Annotated in this window: 13 protein-coding genes; 11 read left to right on the forward strand and 2 right to left on the reverse strand. The window is 71.7% G+C overall.

The annotated features are described in order from the left end of the window. Nucleotides 1–21 precede the first annotated feature (21 nt). Nucleotides 22–612, forward strand: a complete 591-nt coding sequence (locus MMA15_RS25680; protein WP_308290590.1) for a VanZ family protein — start codon at nucleotides 22–24, stop codon at nucleotides 610–612. On the opposite strand, the gene MMA15_RS25685 is transcribed toward MMA15_RS25680, so the two are convergent. After that, nucleotides 594–1,889, reverse strand: coding sequence for an FAD-binding protein (locus MMA15_RS25685; protein ID WP_241062536.1), 1,296 nt, complete (start codon nucleotides 1,887–1,889; stop codon nucleotides 594–596). The two genes, MMA15_RS25680 and MMA15_RS25685, sit on opposite strands and share 19 nt — an antisense overlap. Nucleotides 1,890–2,248: 359 nt before the next feature. Here MMA15_RS25685 and MMA15_RS25690 point away from each other — a divergent pair, with 359 nt between their 5' ends. After that, complete coding sequence (locus MMA15_RS25690) at nucleotides 2,249–3,151, forward strand: Sco1979 family transcriptional regulator (RefSeq protein ID WP_241062537.1); 903 nt, start codon at nucleotides 2,249–2,251, stop codon at nucleotides 3,149–3,151. Nucleotides 3,152–3,280: 129 nt separating this feature from the next. After that, on the forward strand, nucleotides 3,281–6,607 hold the full coding sequence (locus MMA15_RS25695) for an NACHT domain-containing protein (RefSeq protein ID WP_241062538.1): 3,327 nt from the start codon (nucleotides 3,281–3,283) through the stop codon (nucleotides 6,605–6,607). A 72-nt stretch (nucleotides 6,608–6,679) separates the two neighbouring features. Here the strand turns inward: MMA15_RS25695 and MMA15_RS25700 are convergent, their stop codons facing one another. Further along, nucleotides 6,680–7,804, reverse strand: a complete 1,125-nt coding sequence (locus MMA15_RS25700) for an MBL fold metallo-hydrolase (protein ID WP_241063499.1) — start codon at nucleotides 7,802–7,804, stop codon at nucleotides 6,680–6,682. 296 nt (nucleotides 7,805–8,100) lie between these two features. On the opposite strand from MMA15_RS25700, the gene MMA15_RS25705 reads away from it, so the two are divergent. The 8 genes from MMA15_RS25705 to MMA15_RS25740 all read left to right on the forward strand — a co-directional run bounded on the left by MMA15_RS25705 (nucleotide 8,101) and on the right by MMA15_RS25740 (nucleotide 18,640). Beyond that, complete coding sequence (locus MMA15_RS25705) at nucleotides 8,101–8,691, forward strand: TIGR03086 family metal-binding protein (RefSeq protein ID WP_241063501.1); 591 nt, start codon at nucleotides 8,101–8,103, stop codon at nucleotides 8,689–8,691. Nucleotides 8,692–8,773: 82 nt separating this feature from the next. Then, nucleotides 8,774–10,621 carry an MBL fold metallo-hydrolase gene (locus MMA15_RS25710; RefSeq protein WP_241062539.1) on the forward strand — a complete coding sequence of 616 codons (1,848 nt, stop codon included), beginning with the start codon at nucleotides 8,774–8,776 and terminating at the stop codon, nucleotides 10,619–10,621. After that, nucleotides 10,618–12,717 (forward strand): alpha-amylase family protein, encoded by a 2,100-nt coding sequence (locus MMA15_RS25715; protein ID WP_241062540.1) that lies wholly within the window; start codon nucleotides 10,618–10,620, stop codon nucleotides 12,715–12,717. Before MMA15_RS25710 ends, MMA15_RS25715 begins: the two co-directional genes overlap by 4 nt. Nucleotides 12,718–12,728: 11 nt before the next feature. Continuing rightward, the gene (locus MMA15_RS25720) at nucleotides 12,729–13,886 is read left to right on the forward strand and encodes a LacI family DNA-binding transcriptional regulator (protein ID WP_241062541.1); all 1,158 of its coding nucleotides are present in this window, start codon (nucleotides 12,729–12,731) and stop codon (nucleotides 13,884–13,886) included. Between the two features lie 200 nt (nucleotides 13,887–14,086). Further along, complete coding sequence (locus tag MMA15_RS25725; protein WP_241062542.1) at nucleotides 14,087–15,559, forward strand: extracellular solute-binding protein; 1,473 nt, start codon at nucleotides 14,087–14,089, stop codon at nucleotides 15,557–15,559. A gap of 5 nt (nucleotides 15,560–15,564) precedes the next feature. Continuing rightward, the gene (locus tag MMA15_RS28340) at nucleotides 15,565–16,632 is read left to right on the forward strand and encodes a carbohydrate ABC transporter permease (RefSeq protein ID WP_241062543.1); all 1,068 of its coding nucleotides are present in this window, start codon (nucleotides 15,565–15,567) and stop codon (nucleotides 16,630–16,632) included. Beyond that, on the forward strand, nucleotides 16,629–17,573 hold the full coding sequence (locus MMA15_RS25735) for a carbohydrate ABC transporter permease (protein WP_241062544.1): 945 nt from the start codon (nucleotides 16,629–16,631) through the stop codon (nucleotides 17,571–17,573). Before MMA15_RS28340 ends, MMA15_RS25735 begins: the two co-directional genes overlap by 4 nt. Next, on the forward strand, nucleotides 17,573–18,640 hold the full coding sequence (locus tag MMA15_RS25740; RefSeq protein WP_241062545.1) for an ROK family protein: 1,068 nt from the start codon (nucleotides 17,573–17,575) through the stop codon (nucleotides 18,638–18,640). The genes MMA15_RS25735 and MMA15_RS25740 overlap by 1 nt, the downstream gene beginning before the upstream one ends. The last annotated feature ends 68 nt before the right edge of the window (nucleotides 18,641–18,708 follow it).

The raw sequence follows: 18,708 nt of genomic DNA on the forward strand, positions 1-18,708 counted from the left end.
GCTGGGAACGTCGTCGACGACGTGCTCACACAGCGCCGACTGCCGCTGGTGTGGCGGGTGTTGATCCTGGGGGTGGCGTTCGTCGCGATGGTCGCCTTCGCCGTCGTACTGTCGAAGCTGACGCTGGGCCCTTCGGCCGCGTCCGAGTCGCTCGTGCACAGCAATCTGCGGCCCGGCGACTCCATCCGCGCCTATCTCGCGCAGCCCGCCATCCAGGACACCCTGAAGCAGCTCGGCGGGAACATCGTGCTCGGCATGCCCTTCGGCGTGCTGCTGCCCGCCCTGGTACCGCGAACCCGGGGTCTGCTGCGGGTGATGGCGGCGACGGCGGCGGTCATGCTGCTGGTGGAGCTGGTGCAGGGCGCCCTGGTGCAGGGCCGGGCCTTCGACATCGACGACGTCATCCTCAACACCACGGGCGCCATGCTCGGTTATCTCATCCTCGGCCGCCGTCTCGGTCTCGCCGTGCATCCGCGCCGTCGCCACTGGTGGCACCGGCGGACGGTGAGCGGCACGTCCAAGACGGTCTCCCGTGAGAGTGCGGCCCCGCAGAACGCGAGCAGCCGGGGTACGAGCAGCCGGGGCGGGAGCCGTCAGAACGCCAGAAGCTGATCGACGAACTCATTGGCGAAGACCCGGCCCGGGTCGCGCTCGCGCACCAACTCGCGGAATTCGGCGGCGCGTTCGTAGAGCGCCGCGATACGTGCCGGCTCCATGGCGGTGAGCTTGCCCCAGTGGGGGCGCGCACCGAGCGGCAGCAGTCGCTCCTCCACGTCCGCCACCACGGGCAGTACGGCCTCGGGGTCCTTGACCCATGTGAAGTGGAAGCCGACGCAGTCACGCTCGTACGCGGGGCTCAGCCACAGGTCGTCGGCGGCGACGGTTCGGACCTCGGAGATCTGGAGCACCGGCGCGATGCGGTCGCCGAGGCCGCGCAGAGCGGTGAGCGCCTCGGGAGCGGCGTCGCGGGGCAGCAGCAGCTCCGACTGCAACTCCTCGCCGTTGCTGGGGGTGAAGTCGGGACGGAAGTGCGGAAGCCGCTCGTACGAGGGGCCGGGGACACCGAGCTGTTCGGTGCAGTGCGTGGGCGGGATGCCGGGGATGGGGTGGTGGGCGGCTTCGGCCGGGGTCTTCCCCCGCCAGCCCGTACGGTGCACGCTGCCGTCCCGTTCCGCGGTGCGGTGCTTGGTCCACACCCGTGCCCGACCGCTGCGGTAGTCGGTGAACGCGCTGACGCTGTAGGCGCATCCGAAGATGTCGCCGAAGCGCTCGGCCACCTCGTCGAGGGGTACGCCGGTGTAGACGTGCTGGGAGACCTCGAAGGCCGGTTCCACGCTGAGCGTGAGGCTGGTGACGATGCCGAGGGCGCCCAGTGCGACGACGGCGCCGGGGAAGCGCCGTGGATCGTCGCGGCGGCTGAGCCGAGCCGACTCCCCGTCCGGGCCTACGACTTCCATGGCGGTCACGGCCGCCGCTAGGCACCGCTCCGAGTCGCCCGAGCCGTGTGTGGCCGTCGCACAGCAGCCCGCGACCGAAATGTGCGGCAGCGAGGCGAGGTTGGCGAGAGCCAGTCCGTATTCGTGCAGTGCCGTGGTGACTTCCCCGTACCGCATGCCCGCGCCGACGGTGACGGTGGAGTCCGCCTCGTCCACGTCGATGAGCGGAGGCAGACCGTCGAGACGTACCAGGTCGCCCTCGGTGTCGGCGACGCGGTTGAAGGAGTGGCCGCTGCCGAGCGCGCGGATGCGCGACGCGGAGCCGACGAGGTCCCGCAACTCCTCGACGGAACGCGGACGTCGGACCTGGCGGGCGCGGAAGACGATGTTGCCCGCCCAGTTCTGAGCGGACGCTCCGGACTTCTGGCCGGATCGGGAACCTGATATGGGCATGTGCGTTCCTGGTCGTGAGGGCTTACGGGTGCGGATTCGAGCCGACAGCGTGCGTCAACGAATCGATATGAGGCCGGAATTGACCGGGTTGCGCGGGCCGGGGTGCGTAGGGAAACATTTTCGGCCGCCGGGATTGGCCGATCCACGCCACACAACGTACATTCCTTCCCTTGTGCAACTTGCGCAACAGTCCCGCCCCGGGTGACTTCTTGGCGGGGACTGGACAGGGGCATGTGCGGGAATGAGGACGGACAGTGCCGTGGAAACCTACCCCTCGCGTGCCGCGAGGAGAGTGGACCGGAACGGGCCCATGGCCATCGTGGCCACACCTATGCGTTCACAGCACGGGGAGCTGAGGCATGCGCATCACTGAGATCTCGGGCGGCATGCCCGACCGCCGCATCCCGGAAAGGCCGGCGGGGCCGGCAGTGCCCCGGCTGGTGCTGGGGGAGCGGTTGCGCAAACTGCGGGAGGCGCAGTACATATCGCGCCAGGAGGCCGGTGAGGCCATCAAGGCGTCGGACGTGACCATCGCCCAACTGGAGCGCGGGCGCTGCGGATTCCACGAGCGGGACGTCACGGACCTGCTCACCATCTACGGCATCACCGACGAGACCGAGCACGCCACCCTGCAAGCGCTGGCCGCGCAGACGAACGCGGCGGGATGGTGGCACGCCTACCAGGATCTGGTGCCCGACTGGTTCCACACCTACCTCGGGCTGGAACAGGCCGCGGGCGTCATCCGCGGCTACGAGGTCCAGTTCGTGCCCGGGCTGCTCCAGACACCCGAGTACGCCCGCGCCGTCATCACGCTCGGCCACGCCAGGGCCTCCGAGAACGAGCTGAAGCGCCGCGTCGAGCTGCGCATGCTGCGCCAGCGCATCCTGCACAGCTCCATGCCCCCGCATCTGTGGGCCGTCATCGACGAGGCCGCGCTGCGGCGGCCCGTCGGCGGCGCCGAGACGATGCGCGGCCAGCTCGAACACCTCATCGCCGCATGCGAACTGCCGCATGTCACCGTGCACATCATGCCGTTCGCCGCAGGAGGCCACGCCGCGGCAGGAGGGCCCGTGACGCTGCTGCGGCTTCAGGAGCGCGAACTGCCCGACGTGGTCTACCTGGAGCAGCTCATGGGCGCCACCTACCCCGCGGAACGCGACGAGGTCGAGTACTACCGCCATGTGATCGACCGCCTGGTGACGGACGCCGCTCCGGCCCGTGAGACCCGAGGCATCCTGCTGGACATGATCGACGGACTCTGAGCCCACCGCGCGCCCCGCCGCCGCGCGACATCCCCGGTGTGGATGCCTCATCGGCAACCGCCGCCTACCCTGGGTCACTTGACTGTACGTCAGATGGATCATCCGGCAGCAGGGCGGTAACGGGGGCGCATGGAACCCATCAGCATCGGCGCGCGTGTCTCGTCGGCCGTCGCGGGACCGCTGGTCCGGCGGCTGTTCGCACAGCCGGGGCCGGGCGCCGGCCTGGTCGACTCGCCCGTACGCCTGGACCGGCTCGTCGCCTGGACCCAGAAGCGCACCCTCGGGGAGTCCGAAGTACGGCGTGTGGCCGAGCAGTTGGTGCGCGAGGCGTTGCGCAACGAGCCGGGCGAGCCTCCCGTACGCGCCGACGAGGAGACCGCGGTGGCCGACGCCCTCGCCGGAACCCTGATGGCGCTCGGCGAGATCGGAATGGACGAGGTGCAGGCCGTGAGGCTGCGGCCCGACGGCCTGGCGCTCGTGCTGCGCCGCGAGGCCGACGAGGACGTCCGTGCGTCCGTGCGCCATCTCTCCGGCGACGGCGAGGCGTTGTACGACAGCCTGCTGGAGCTGGCCTGCCTGCACATCCTGCACTTCTTCACCCGGCGCGACACCTTTCCCGCCGCCACCGCCGTGGAGACCGTGCGGATGCTGGACGAACTCGTCCAGCGCGTGGACCAGGCGCTCACCCGGCTGTCCGACCAGTCGTCCGAGGACGCCGAGTTCGAGCAGCGCTACCTCGCGCGGCTGGCCGAGAAACACGGCGAACTGCGCATCTTCGGCGTGGACTTCTCCGACCCGCGCCGTGCGCACTGGCCGCTCGGCGAGGCGTATCTGAGCCTGGAGACCCGGCAGATCGGCGGTGCGGGCTCCGGGCGGCGGCAGCGCGTCGAGGAGGCGCTGGCGCGCCATCCCCGTGTGATGCTGCGCGGCGTCGCCGGTTCGGGGAAGACCACCCTGGTGCAGTGGCTCGCCGTATCGGCCGCCACCCGGCGGCTGTCCGGCACCGGGCTCGAACACCTCGCGGCGCACGTGCCGTTCGTACTGCCGGTGCGCACGCTGACCCGCACGGCGGACGCGGAGCTGCCCGGGCCCAGCCAGTTCCTCGCGTCCGTCGGGCATCTCATCCACGACGAGGAGCCCGAGGGCTGGACGCTGCGCGTGCTGCGGTCGGGCCGCGGCATGCTGCTGATCGACGGGGTCGACGAGGCGCCGGAGGCCGACCGTGAGCGGGTACGCGCCTGGATCGCCGAACTGCTCAGCCTCTACCCCGAGGTGTACTGCCTGGTCACCAGCCGCCCCTCCGCGCTGGACACGGGCTGGCTACAGGAGTCGGCGTTCAGCGAGGTCACGCTGCTCGACCTGAGCCGCCACGACATCGAGCGCTTCGTACACAGATGGCACGCCGCCGTGGCCACCACCGTGCGGGCACGGGACCGGCAGGCCGTCACCGAACTGCGCGACTCGCTCGTCAACACCCTCCACACAAAGCCCGACCTGCGTCAGCTCGCCACCAACCCGCTGCTGTGCGCGCTGATCTGCGCGCTGCACCGGGACCGCCACAGGGAACTGCCGCGCGACCGCATGGCGTTGTACGAGGCCGCGCTGAGCATGCTGCTGCTTCGCCGCGACGAGGAACGCGAGGTCCAGCCGCCGGAGGGCATCAACCCCTCCGCGCCCGCCGAGAAGCAGATGCTCCAGCGCATCGCCTTCTGGCTGCTCCAGAACGGCCGCGCGGAGGTCCACAGGAACAGCGCGGAACGCATCATCGAGCGTGCCCTGCCCGCCATGCCGCAGGTGGCGGCGCCCGAGCAGGCACCCGCCGTGCTGCGCTACCTGCTGCTGCGCACCGGGCTGCTGCTCCAGCCCACGGACCGCACCCTCAGCTTCGTACACCGTGTCTTCCAGGACTTCCTCGCCGCACGGCAGATCGTCGAGGACGAGCTGTTCGGGATGCTCGTCGACAACGCGCACAAGGACCAGTGGGAAGACGTGGTCCGCATGACCCTCGGCCACTGCCGCGAACGCGAGTGCACCGAGGTGCTCGACGGGCTGCTGGAGAAGGGCGAGGCCGCGCGGCGCGCAAGCCTCGGGCTGCGCTGGCGGCGGCTGCATCTGCTCGCCGTCTCCGGCCTGGAGCATGTCACGACGCTCGACCCGGAGGTCCGTGCGAGGACCCAGTCCTACGGGCGCGCACTGTGGCCGCCCGAGGACGACGACAGGGCCGCACGGATGCTCGCGGACGTGGGCCCCGTCGTACTCGACATCGTGCCGGAGGCCGCCGAAGTCGCGAACGAGCGCGAGGCGGAGGCCGCGGTGCAGATCGCCGGACGTGTCGGCGGCAACAGGGCACTGCATCTGCTGCGTCAGTACCGCACGCACAGTGCGCCCGGCGTACGGCAGCGCCTCGCCGACGCCTGGGGGAGTTTCGACGCCGCCCGCTACGCCGACGAAGTGCTCTCCCACGTCCCGCTGGAGGAGGTACGGCTCCACGTCGGCAGCCGCCGCGAACTGGCGGCCCTGGAGCAGCTCGGGCGGGTCTCGGAGATCGTCGTCGAGAGCGGTCTCGCCGCGGAGAGCACGGCGGGCCACCTCGTGGAGCATCTGGCGCCGAGGGAGCCCTGGTCGCTGCGCATCGAGGACTGCGCGGGCCTGGAAAGCTGCGCCCCGCTGGAGCGACTGCCGCTGCGGCAGCTCGAACTCTTCGGCGTGCCCGAGGAGTTGGACCTCACGCCCGTCGCCCGCATGTCACGGCTGCTGAGGCTCACCGTGCAGGGCAGACTGCCGGACCCGCTGCTGAGCGCGGCGCAGGAGGACGACTCCGAGCGCCGGGCGCCGCTGCGGGAGATGCGCATCGACGGGTTGCGGGCCGAGCCCGACGCGCTGGAGGGCATCGAGCGGCTGCGCGGCCTGGAGCATCTGATGGTTCAGCGGCCGACGATCGGCGCCGACGCGCTGGCACGGCTGGCGGTGCTGCCCAGGCTGCGCTCGCTGACGCTTCACGTCGCGGACACGGCGGAACTGGCCGAGGCCCCGCAGCTTCCGCAGGTACGTCATCTGGCGCTGCGCACCGTGGTGGGAGCCGCGGGCCTGGCCCCGCTGCCCGAGACCTTCCCCGGTGTCGAGAACGTCGTTCTCGCCCTCTCGGCCCGCTCGGGCGTACGGAGCATCGACCTCGCGCCGCTGCATCGCTGGGCGTCGCGCATCCGGTACGTGGCGGTGGAGAGCCCGCACCGGGTGACGGGGCGCAGGCCCTTCACCGACCGGCTGCACATCAGGCCGGAGCACGTCGGAGGGCCGACCTTCGCCGACATGGTCAGCTCGTACTACGGCTGGAGCCGTATCCCTGTCGTACCGGCGCAGTACGGACCGGACGGTGACGGGAGAGGGGCTGACCGGCCGGACGGTGACGGCCGGGACGGTGACGCTGCCGGGCAGCGCCCGGCGCCGCAGGGGTGAGCCGACGGCGCCGCCGAGAAGTCGCCGGTGTCCCAACTGCCCCCGTACGCCGCCCCCTTCGGACCCCCCGGCTCAGGACCGTGTGAGCCTCGCCCCCACGGGCCCCGCCGCTGCCGTGCGCCGATCACCGGCGAGACCGCGCCACCAGGGCGTACGGGGAAGTGACGGCGCGGACGGTTCGAAGCTGCCGCCGGGCATCGGCACCGCCGTCCGCACGCCTGCCTCCGCCGCGGCGGCCAGCAGCCGCTCGCCGGGCTCCGCCCACGGATGCGGCGCGAGATTGAAGGTGCCCCAGTGGATCGGCAGCATCGCACCGCCGGCGCCCGTCAGATCGCGGTGTGCCCGCAGCCCCTCCTCCGGCGTCATATGGATGTCCGGCCAGAACTCGCTGTACGCGCCGATCTGGATCATCGTCGCGTCGAACGGTCCGTACTCGGCGCCGATCTCCGCGAAGCCGGGGAAGTAGCCCGTGTCGCCGCTGTGGAAGACCCGGTGCTCGGGGCCCTCGACGGCCCAGGACGCCCACAGCGTGCGCTGCTTGTTGCGAAGGCCCCTGCCGCAGAAGTGCCGCGCCGGGGTCGCCGTCAGGCGCAGCCCGGCGATGTCCGCCGACTCGTGCCAGTCCAGCTCCGTGAACCGCTCCGGCGGCACGCCCCATCTCTCCAGATGGGCGCCGACGCCGAGCGTCACCGCGAACGGCACGTCGCTCCCGGCCAGTCGGCGGACCGTGGGCAGATCGAGATGGTCGTAGTGGTCGTGTGAGATCACGACGGCGTCCAGCCGTCCGAGCGAGTCGAGCGGCACGGGCACGGCATGCAGCCGTCGCGGCCCGATGAACGAGAACGGCGAGCAGCGGCTGCCCCACACCGGGTCGAAGAGCACCCGTCTGCCGTCGATCTCCGCGAGCACGGTGGCGTGACCCAGCCAGGTCAGCCGCAGGCCGGAGGCGGGCGGGGAAGTCAGATCGGGGCGGACGAGCGGCACGGGCCCGTCGGGTCTGCGTCCGTCGCGGCTGAGCAGGGCCCGCAGCATCTCGCGTCTGCTGCGCACGGCTCTCGGCATCCGCTCCGCGGGCTCGGGATTGCGGAACGACCCGGTCTCCGCGTCGTAGTTGGGCGACCGCTCGATGCGGGCCAGGCGTTCCCCGGAGGGCTCCGCGCCGAAGGAGAGGGGGTTGAAGCCGAGTACGCCGCTCATCGAGTTCTCCCGTTCCGCTGATCTCCGCACCTGGGTGCCCTTGCCCGGCGCCGGTACGCCTGGCTGCCGTACCGGCGAGGCCGCCGGTTCCAGATGCCAGGTGCCAGGTGTCCCCGGTGTCCAGGTTCCGGTGTGCCTGGGCAACGCCGTCCTGTGCCCGGTTTGTTCCCCGGCGATGAGTTCCCCCGCGCCCCACGGTCACCACAGGGACCGGAGAACGGACCGTTCCGGGACCGGGCGGCAGCCGCTGGGCCGGTGCCCGGGGACCCGGGGAGAGGGTGTGCACAGTGACGACGATGCTCGATCTGGGGCCGCAGGCGCGTGAGGTGAAGGCACTGCTCGGCGGGGTGCGCGACGACGGGCTCGCGGCGCCGACTCCGTGCGGCTCGTATTCCGTACGGGAGCTGCTGGGGCATCTGCTCGACCTGGCCCGTGCCTTCACCGACGCCGCGCGCAAGGACCTCGGCGCCGGCACGGACCGGGACCCCTCCGCGTCGCTGCCGCGGCTGCCGGACGACTGGCGCGAGCGGCTGCCCGTACAGCTCGACGAGCTGGCCGCGGCGTGGCGCAGCGAGGCGGCGTGGGAGGGGGACACCAGAGCCGGCGGAGTCGATCTGCCCGGCTCCGTCGCGGGCATCGTCGCGATCAACGAACTCGTCCTGCACGGCTGGGACTTGGCCCGTGCCACAGGCCAGGAGTACCGGGGCGACCCGGCCGCGCTGGAGGCCTCGGTCGGCATGCTCTCCCAGACGGGCCCGGCCGAGCGTGCCCCGATGTTCGGCCCGGCCGTGGAGGTGTCCGAAGAGGCGTCGCTGCTGGACCGTGCAGTGGCCCTCGGGGGACGCAGCCCCGACTGGAGCCCGCCGGAGCGCTCCACGGCGCGTTGACGCGGCGCGCGAGCGAATGGCATCGTTCCCACATGGGATCGATGCCATGGGTGCGCGCCGCCGGTCCCGGAAGGGAACCGCGGTGGGGCTCCGTATCTGTGACGACGTCTTCCTCCACGAGGACACCTGCCACGTCTACGTCCTGCGGGACCGGGACACCCGGCAGGCGGTGCTCGTGGACTTCGGCAGCGGCGATGTGCTGGACCGCCTCGGCGAGTTCGGCGTCGACCGCGTCACCGACGTGCTCGTCACCCATCACCACCGCGACCAGGTGCAGGGCCTGGCGCGTGCCGTCGCCGCGGGCATAAGGATCTGGGTGCCGCCCGTCGAGGCGGATCTGATCGCCCGGGTCGACGAGCACTGGCGCACCCGCCCGCTCGACAACGACTACGACGTACGCCAGGACCGCTACTCGCTGCTGGAGCAGGTGCCGGTCACCGGCACCGTCGCCGAGTACCGCACCGAGCGCTACGGCGCCTTCGACGTCTACACCCACCCGCTGCCCGGCCACACCGTCGGCTCCGTGGGCTACTTCGTGGACATCGGCGGGCGGCGCCTCGCCTTCACCGGCGACCTCGTTCACGGCGAGGGCCGCGTATGGTCGCTCGCCGCGACCCAGTGGGCCTACACCGGCTTCCACGAGACAGCCGGCATGGAGGGCGTGGCCGCCACCGTGCTCTCCAGCATGCAGGTGCTCGAACGCGAGCCGGAGCTGCTGCTGCCCTCGCACGGCGACATCGTCACCGACCCGCCCGCGGCCGTGGCACGCGCCCGCCGCGCGTTGCAGGAACTGCTCGACATGCGACGCCGCACCCCATGGGACCCGGAGGGGAAGCTCCGCGACCCCTGGCGCGAGGTCACACCGCACCTGCTGCGCAACACCACCAGCATGGCCAACTCCTACGCCCTGCTCTCCGACCACGGCACCGCGCTGCTGCTGGACTTCGGCTACGACTTGACCACCGGTCTCGCGGGCGGCGGCGACCGCTCCTCACGGCGCCCGCTGCTGGCGTCCATCGAGGCGCTGCGCCGCCGGCACGGCGTCGACCGCGTCGAGGTGGCGCTGCCGACCCACTACCACGACGACCATGTGGCCGGGTTCAACCTGCTGCGCGAGGTGCACGGCACCCAGGTGTACTCGCCGTCCCACATCGCGCCCGTGCTCCGGTCGCCGGAGCGCTGGGACCTGCCCTGCCTGTGGTACGACCCGATCCCCGTGGACCGTGAACTGGCCCCCGGGGGTGCTCCGTTGCGCTGGCGCGAGTACGAGATCGGCGTGCACGAGCTGCCCGGCCACACCCTCTACGCCGCGGCGTACTCCTTCACCGCCGACGGGCGGTCCGTCATCGCCACGGGCGACCAGCAGAGCACCGAATGGGAGCCGGGCATCCGCCCGGAACTCCTCAACTACCAGTACCGCAACAGGTTCCGCATCGACGACTTCGTACACAGCGCCGAGCTGTACCGGAAGCTGCGGCCCGAGCTAATGATCAGCGGCCACTGGGCGCCCTTCGAGGTCGGCGACGACTATCTGGACATGCTGCTCGCCGAGGGCGAGAGGCTCGCCCGTCTCCACCGCGAACTGCTGCCCCGCGACGTCGACTTGGGCGCCGAGGGCTTCGCCGCGCGCATCGACCCGTATCGCAGCGCGGTGCCGCCCGGTGGGACGGTGTCCCTCGAAGCCGCCGTACGCAATCCCTTCCCGCGGCGGGAGACGGCCGAGGTGACGCTGTGCGTGCCGGACGGGTGGGACGCCGAACCGGCGCTACGCCAGGTGGAGTTGCCGCCGAGCGGCGAGGCGGCGGTGCGATTCCTGCTGCGGGTGCCGCGTGCCGCCGCCGCTGCCGAACGGCGGCGCGTGGCCGTGGACTTGACGGTCGGACGCATGCGGCTGGGCCAGCAGGCTGAGGCGCTGGTGAGCGTCCGATGAGCACCGCGCACCAGGAGCCCGCGAGCGGTCGGGCCGCGGACGGCCGCCCCGACGGCTCCCTGGGGGACGACGCCGTCCACGCCGCGTACGGAGCGGACGGCAGCGTCGAAGTCATCGCACCCGCCTACGAGTTGACCGTCGCCGCCGAAGGACTGACGGCGCGGCTGACCGCCCGGCGGGCCCACGAACGCCCTGAACAGCCGTATGGGTCGCACGGGCAGCCCCCCGACGATGCCGCACGGCCCGGGGAAGGCCGCCGCACGGCGACGTATGGCGCGCCGCTGCTTCTCCAACTGGCCGGCGCCGTGGACCGTCTGGGCGCAGACGACGAGACGCTCTCGGTCTGCGCGCCGCACCTGGAGAGCGAACCTCCGCACCCCTGGCCGCGTGTCACCGTCAGCCGTCGCAGCACCGCATGGCGCCACGCCGTCACCCGTATCGACTGCACACCCCGCGGGCCCCAACTGCGCTGGGAGGTAACGGGATCGGGCCGGGTGACGTCGGTGCTGCCCTTCGCCGTACGGGCCGCGCTCGGCGGACGCGGCGGCGGTCTGCGGCCCAGCGGCCATGACTGGCGCACCCTCTTCACGCCCAATCCCGGACCACCCCGGCGACTGACCCGTGGCGCGGGGGAGAGCGCGGTCGTCGGCGCGTACGGGGACGCGCGGCCCGGTCGCGGCCACTGGTTCTTCACCCCCGCGCCGCTGTGCCTCGCGCTCACGGAGGAGGAACTGCCGGACGACACCGACTTGTCGAACCCCGCCGGAGACGATCCGTCCGCGCCGGGAGACTGGTGGACGATCGGCCTCGGCGACCCGGTCGACCGGCTCACCTTCACACAACTCGCCTATGTCCCCTCCGACTCGGGCTTCCACCTTCGGCTGGACTACGAGGGGCACACACGTACCGAGCACCCCGACGGCGCCCGGGGCGGCGAGGACGGCACAGCCGAAGGCGACGCCGGGCAGGCCGCGTTCACCTCGCCCGCGGTGCTGCTGGCCCCCGGCCATCCCGACCCGTACTCCGGGCTGCGCGCCCACCGCGAATGGCTCTCGGGACACGGCTGGGCGGCGGCCCCCGGCCGCGACCGCCCGCCCGCAAGGCGGCCCGGCTGGTGGCGGGAGCCGATGTTCTGCGGCTGGGGCGCGCAGTCGGCGCGTGCGAAGGAGACCCGGCGCCCCGCGCCGGACCTCAGCACGCAGCAGGAGTACGACGCCCATCTGGCACTGCTCGACGCCCACGGCCTCGACCCCGGCACGGTCGTCGTCGACGACAAGTGGCAGCGTGCGTACGGCTCTTGGGAACCCGACCGGGCCAAGTGGCCCGATCTGCGCGGCTGGATCGGCGAGCGCCACGCCGAAGGCCGGAAGGTGCTGCTGTGGTGGCGCGCGTGGGCCACCGAGGGCGTGCCGGACGAGCTGTGCGTACGCACCCCCGACGGGCGCCCCGTGGCCCTCGACCCCGACCACCCCGGCGCTCGGCGCCTGCTCGACGGCAACATCCTCCGCATGCTGTCGCCCGCTCCCGGCGGGCTCGGCGCCGACGGACTGAAGATCGACTTCACGGCGGACACGCCCTCCGGCGCGAGCCTCGTCTCCCACGGGCCGCACTGGGGCATCGCGCTGCTGCACCGGCAGCTCGCCGTCATCCACGCCGCCGCGAAGCGCGCGAAGCCCGATGCGCTGGTCGTCACGCATACGCCGCACCCGGCGTTCGCCGACGTCACCGATATGATCCGGCTCAACGACATGCTGCGCCTCGACGACCCCGACCCGTACGCGCGGATCGTGCCGCAGATGCGTCTGCGGGCGGCCGTCGCCGAAGCCGCCTGCCCCGGGCTGCTGATCGACACCGACGACTGGTGCGCACCCGACCGTGAACAGTGGCGCGAGTACTGCGCCGTCAAGCACGAGCTGGGCGTGCCCGCCCTCTACGTGGTCTCCCGACTGGACCGCACGGGCGAGGAGTTGGCGGAGGACGACTACGCGGCGCTGCGTCGGTCGTGGGCACGGTGGCGCGAAGGCGGCCGGGCCGGACCGGGCGGGCAGGCCGCCCGCGCCCCGGACGCCGAGGACGGCCGGAAGACCAGGAGCTGAGAGAAGAGCACATGGGCAACGCACGCGCACGCAACGGGGGAAAGCGTGCTCGCGTCACGCTGCACGAGGTCGCCGAGGAAGCGGGCACCTCGCGCTCCACGGCCTCCCGCGCCCTGGGCGGACACGGCTATGTGGCCGAGCACATCAGGGAGCGGGTGCGCGCCGCCGCTGAGCGGCTCGGCTATGTGCCGGACGTCTCCGCCCGTACGCTCAAGGGCCGTTCGAGCCGGGTGATCGGGCTGCTCGTCTCCGATCTGCGCAACCAGTTCTACGCGCAGCTCGCCGCCGGCGTCGAACAGACCCTCTCGGCGGCCGGATACCAGGTCGTGCTCGTCGACGACCACGGGAGCGAGGAGCGGGCGGCCGACGGGGCGAGGGCGTTCCTGGCGATGCGCGCGGACGGCGTGCTCCTGGCACCGGTCGGCCGCCCGGCGACCGAGGTGCTTGTGGAACACGGCACGCCCGTCGTGGAGGTGGACCGGCGTTCGGGAGTACGCGGCTGCGACGCCGTCGCCATCGACAGCGAGAGCGGCTCACGCGCGGCCGTGGAGCATCTGCTGGAACTGGGCCACCGGAAGATCGCCGTCGTCGTGGACGAGACGAAGTGGGCCACCGGCAAGGACCGGCTGAAGGGGTACCGGGCCGCTCTGCGTGAGGCGGGCGTCCCGTACTCGCGCAGGCGCGTACTGGATCTCGGGCTGCGCCTGGGGCCTCGGCCCGGCACGGACGACGAGGACGATGCGGGCGGTACGGGCGCTGAGGACGGCACGGGCGGCCCGGACGACATGGCCGACACGTACTCCGGCGACCCCGGCGACGGCGGGCGCGATCCCGCCGGCGCGGTGGCGGCCCTGCTGGACGCCGACCCGGACGTGACCGCCGTCTTCGCCGCGAACAACGTCGTGGCCGAACTGGTCTGGCAGGTGCTCAAGCAGCGCGGCGCGGCCGTGCCGGAGGACTACTCGGTGGTCTCCTTCGACGACCAGACGTGGATGCGCATGGTCGAGCCGAAGCTGACGGCGGTGCGCCAGCCCGTCTACGACATGGGGCGGCGGGCGGCGGCGCTGCTGCTCGAACGCACCGGCGGCGGCCCGTCCCGCTCCCAATCCCACATCCTCCAGCCGGAGTTGGTCGTACGAGGCTCGACCGCGCCACCGGCGCGCGGCTGACCCGGCAGCCGACCTCAGGACCACCGCACCGCTCCCTCGGACAAGTGCGCCCGTCCGATGCATTGACGGGCCCCCCGGGTGTGGTTACGTTCTCATGTGGCATCGATGCCACACGCTGTACGCATGGCTCGTGCCACCACCCCCACGCCCTCATCCAGCTCCCGCCACGCCGTGTCGGCCACACGCTCGAAGGAGAGAACATGGCGGCACCACCAGGGCAGACGCCCTCCCGCAGGGGGAGGCGCGGCCCGGGACGACTCCTGCCGGGACGCCGCTTCCCGCACTGGCTCCGGCGCCTGCCCGCGCCGCGCGCACCGCACGGACCGCTGCGCACCGGCGCGGCCTGCTGCGCCGTGCTGTTGCTGCTGCCGCTGACCGCATGCGGCGGTGCGAGCGTCTCGGACGACCGCTCCGGCACGTTCACCACCATGGGCTTCGGGCTGGGCGACGCGATCGCCACGTCCCGGATCGACGACGCGCGCAAGGCGCTCGCGCCGAAGGGGATGAAGCTCCAGATCAACGAAGGCGCCTTCGACGAGCAGCAGTTCCTCTCCGCCGTGGCCGCCGGCGACCCCCCGGACGTCGTGAACATGGACCGCACGCTGATGGGCGGCTACGCGGCCCGCGGCGCGCTGCTCCCGCTGAACGAATGCCTGCGCAAGGAACACGTCGACACCGGCAAGTACCAGAAGTCGGCGATCAAGGAGACGACGCTCGACGGCGAGATCTACGGAATGCCTGACAGCTTCGACAGCCGCATCCTCCTCATGGACGCGTCCGTGCTGAGGAAGGCCGGACACGGTGCCACCGACAAGGACGTGGACACCTCCGACCTGAAGGGACTGCGCAAGCTCACCTCGGAGCTGAAGCAGTCGCAGGGCCGCAAGCTGACCCGTATCGGCTTCGACCCGAAGATCCCCGAGTTCTTCCCGATGTGGGTACGGGCCAACGGCGGCTCCCTGCTCAGCCCGGACGGCCGCACCGCGCGACTGGACAGCGAGCCCGTGGTGGAGGCCCTCACCTACACGGCGAAGCTGATCGAAGACCAGGGCGGCTGGGGGAAGTTCAAGGCGCTGCGTGACTCCTTCGACCAGTTCGGCAAGGGCAATCAGCTCGCCAGGCACCAGGTGGGCGCCTACCCCATGGAGGACTGGTACGTGGCCGTGCTCGGCGACACCTCACCGCAGGTCGACCTCGGCAGCGGCTATGTGAAGGACCGCGAGGGCAAGCCCGTCAACTACGTCTCCGGAACGGGCTGGGCGATACCCAAGGGCAGCAGGCACGTCGACGAGGCATGCACCTTCATCAAGACCATGACCTCCACCCGCGCCTGGGTGAAGGCCGCCAAGACCAAGGCGGAGGAGGTGCGTTCGCACGACGCCGTCTACACCGGCGACTTCACCGGCAACCTGGAGGCCGACCGGATCATCGAGTCGAAGGTGTGGAAGCCGAGCGGAAAGAAGGCGTTCGACGACGCGACACGGCGCCTCTACGACATCCAGGCCGAGGGCTTCGCGGTCCCGGCGAACGCCGCGGGCTCGGAGTTCAAACAGGCCTGGCAGAACGCGTGCAACCGCGTCCTCTCCGGTGACCAGACGCCCAGGCAGGCGCTGGAGGAGGCCCAGGGCGAGGCACAGAGCGCCCTCGACATAGCGAACCAGGGGCGGAGGTGACGACCGTGCCCAGCCCGACTGACGAAGCCCGCCGCGACGAGGCAGGCCGTACCGGTACGGCAGCGAGGACCGGCACCGCAGCGACGACCGGCACGGCAGGACGGACCGGCGGTGCGCCCGTGCCCGGCGCAGCCCCCGCCGACCGCCGGGAGCGTGCCCGCCGCTGGCGTGCCTCATGGCGCCGCAGCGAGACGCGTGCCGCCTATGGATTCCTCTCCCCGTGGATCTTCGGATTCGTCGTCCTCACCGCGGGGCCGATGATCGCGACGCTCTATCTGTCGTTCACCAACTACGACGGCATCAGCGAGCCGCGCGGCGTCGGAATGGAGAACTACCGGCAGCTCTTCGAGGACCCGTCCGTCGCCAAGTCCCTCATGAACACCCTGGTGTTCACGGTGCTGAGGGTGCCGCTGTCGATGGCCGTGGCACTCGCGCTCGCCATGCTGCTGCTGCGCGTCGGCCGCGCCACGGGCTTCTTCCGCACCCTGTTCTATCTGCCGGTGATGACACCGTCGGTGGCCGTCGGCATCCTCTTCCTGCTGCTGTTCAACGGCAACGTCGGCCTGATCAACACGGTCCTGGGTTTCGTCGGCATCGACGGGCCGAGCTGGACGACGGACGGCGACTGGATCAAACCCGGTCTGGTGCTGACGACCCTGTGGTCGGTCGGCTCCACGGTCATCATCTATCTGGCGGCGCTGAGGAACGTCCCTCAGGAGCTGTACGAGGCCGCGGAGATCGACGGCGTCGGCCGCCGCCAGGCGTTCGTCCATGTGACGCTGCCGCAGATCTCGGGCGCGCTGTTCTTCACGCTGATCGTCAACACCATCGCGTCGCTCCAGACGTTCACCGAGGCGTACACGGCCTTCTTCGGCTCCGCCAACTCCCAGACGTACAGCAACGACGCCGCGCTGTTCTACGTCGTGCACCTCTTCCAGCAGGCGTTCCAGTACATGCACCTGGGATACGCCTCCGCCCTCGCCTGGCTGCTCTTCCTGGTGATACTCGCGATCACCCTCGTCCAGGCCCGGCTCAGCAAGCGGTTCGTCTACTACGAGGGTGAGGAGCGATGACACAGCTCACCACGCCACCCGGGGGCGCGCCCGCTTCCGCCCCGTCCGCCGCCGACGCGTCCGCGGAGGCGCGCACGGCCCGCCCGAGGAGGGTGCGCCACCCCAGGGAGACGGCCGGGCCGGTCGGCCGCACCCTGCGGCTCATCGCGCTCGCCGCGATCTCCGTGGTCTTCATCTATCCGTTCCTGTGGCTGGTCAGCGCCTCGCTCAAGCCGTCGGAGAGCGTCTTCGACAACGTGCTGATCCCGCACGTCTTCCAGTGGGAGAACTACACCGGCATCTGGGACGAGGTGCCCCTGCTGACCTGGGTCGGCAACAGCGTCGTCGTCACCCTCGCCGCGGCCGTCACCGTCACCGTCAGCAGCGCGATCGTCGCCTTCGGCTTCGCCTACTTCCGATTCCCGGGCAGGAACGCGCTGTTCGGGCTCGTCATCTCCACGATGATGCTGCCCGCCGTGGTGCTGATGATCCCGCAGTACCTGGTGTGGAACTGGCTCCACCTGGCCAGCAGCCAGATCCCCCTGTGGGCGCCCAACCTCTTCGGCAGCGCCTTCTACATCTTCCTGCTGCGCCAGTTCTTCCTCGGCCTGCCCCGCGACCTGTTCGAGGCGGCACGCATCGACGGGGCGAGCTACTGGGGAATGTTCTGGCGGATCGCGCTTCCGCTGTGCAAGCCCGCGCTCGTCGTCACCTTCATCTTCGAGGTGCACGCGTCGTGGACGGACCTCGTACGGCCGCTGGTGTATCTGCGAGACCCGGAGCTGTACACGGTGCCGCGCGGACTGAAGGCGGTGCTCGACCAGTTCGGGGAGGGGGGCGAGATGCGCTGGGAGGTCGTGGCCGCCGCGAGCGTCATCGTCACCGTACCCATGATCATCGCGTTCTTCCTCTGTCAGAGGCATTTCGTGGAGGGCATCGCGACACAGGGACGGAAGGGTTGATGGCACTGGCATCGGACCGGCAGGAAGACCAGAACGCCTCGCGGGCCGTACTCGCCCTCGACGTCGGGGGCACCAAACTCGCGGCGGGCGTGGTGCGTTCGGACGGGAAGGTGCTCTCGTACGCCAAGTGCCCGACGGGGGTGGCGGACGGGCCCGCGGCATGCCTCGACCGGCTGTTCGCACTCGGCCGCGAGGTGCTGGACGAGCTGCCGGACGAGCACCGCGCGGACGGACGGAGGCACGGCCGGCCGACGCTGCTGGGCACCGGCATCGGCTGCGGCGGACCGCTCGACCCGGTGCGGGGCGTGCTGATCGCCCCGCCCCATCTGCCGGGCTGGAAGGACATCCCCGTCACGCGGCTCGCGGAGGACGCCTACGGGATGCCCGCCGTCCTCGACAACGACGGCACAGCGGGTGCGGCGGGGGAGTGGCGCTTCGGCGCGGGCCGCGGCACACGCAACCTCCTCTATATGACCGTCTCCACCGGCATCGGCGGCGGCATGATCGCCGACGGCCGCACCTACCGCGGCGCCGCGGGCAACGGCGGCGAGCCCGGCCACGTCACCGTCCGCTCGGACGGGCGCCGCTGCGCGGGCTGCGGACGCACGGGGTGTCTGGAGGCGTATGCGTCGGGCACCTCCATCGCCGAACGGGCCGCGGAGGCCGTCGAGTTGGCGGCCCGCGAGGGCGAGCGGACGTCGCTCGCGGGGGTGGAGCCGCTGACGGCGGTCGACGTGGCCGACGCAGTACGCGAGGGCGACCCCGTCGCCGTCCGGGTGTGGGACGAGACGACCGAGGCGCTCGGCAGCGGACTCGTCTCCATCGTCAACCTCTTCGAACCCGAACTCGTGGTCCTGGGAGGCGGGGTGACGCGCTCGGCAGATCTGCTGCTGCCACCGGTGCGGGACGCCGTCGCGCGCCTCGCCATGGGACCGGCGGCCTCGGCGGCACGCGTCGTCGCCGCGTCCGCGGGCGAACAGGCGGGCCTGCTCGGCGCCGCCGCCGTCGCCTTCGAACGGCTGCCGCAGCACGAGCAGTTGCCCACGCAGCCGGCCGCGCCGCTGTGACCGCCGTTCCATGAGCCGGGCGCCTCGCCTCCCGTCGGCTCCCGGCCGCAACCCGTAACCCGCAGCCC

Origin of the sequence: Streptomyces marispadix (genome assembly GCF_022524345.1) — a bacterium.
GTDB lineage: Bacteria > Actinomycetota > Actinomycetes > Streptomycetales > Streptomycetaceae > Streptomyces > Streptomyces marispadix.

Excerpts from the sequence above, each read along its gene's own strand:
- MMA15_RS25685 (WP_241062536.1), bottom strand. The coding sequence starts at position 1,889 with ATGCCCATATCAGGTTCCCGATCCGGCCAGAAGTCCGGAGCGTCCGCT.
- MMA15_RS25690 (WP_241062537.1), top strand. The coding sequence starts at position 2,249 with ATGCGCATCACTGAGATCTCGGGCGGCATGCCCGACCGCCGCATCCCG.
- MMA15_RS25695 (WP_241062538.1), top strand. The coding sequence starts at position 3,281 with ATGGAACCCATCAGCATCGGCGCGCGTGTCTCGTCGGCCGTCGCGGGA.
- MMA15_RS25700 (WP_241063499.1), bottom strand. The coding sequence starts at position 7,804 with ATGAGCGGCGTACTCGGCTTCAACCCCCTCTCCTTCGGCGCGGAGCCC.
- MMA15_RS25705 (WP_241063501.1), top strand. The coding sequence starts at position 8,101 with ATGCTCGATCTGGGGCCGCAGGCGCGTGAGGTGAAGGCACTGCTCGGC.
- MMA15_RS25715 (WP_241062540.1), top strand. The coding sequence starts at position 10,618 with ATGAGCACCGCGCACCAGGAGCCCGCGAGCGGTCGGGCCGCGGACGGC.
- MMA15_RS25720 (WP_241062541.1), top strand. The coding sequence starts at position 12,729 with ATGGGCAACGCACGCGCACGCAACGGGGGAAAGCGTGCTCGCGTCACG.
- MMA15_RS25725 (WP_241062542.1), top strand. The coding sequence starts at position 14,087 with ATGGCGGCACCACCAGGGCAGACGCCCTCCCGCAGGGGGAGGCGCGGC.
- MMA15_RS25735 (WP_241062544.1), top strand. The coding sequence starts at position 16,629 with ATGACACAGCTCACCACGCCACCCGGGGGCGCGCCCGCTTCCGCCCCG.
- MMA15_RS25740 (WP_241062545.1), top strand. The coding sequence starts at position 17,573 with ATGGCACTGGCATCGGACCGGCAGGAAGACCAGAACGCCTCGCGGGCC.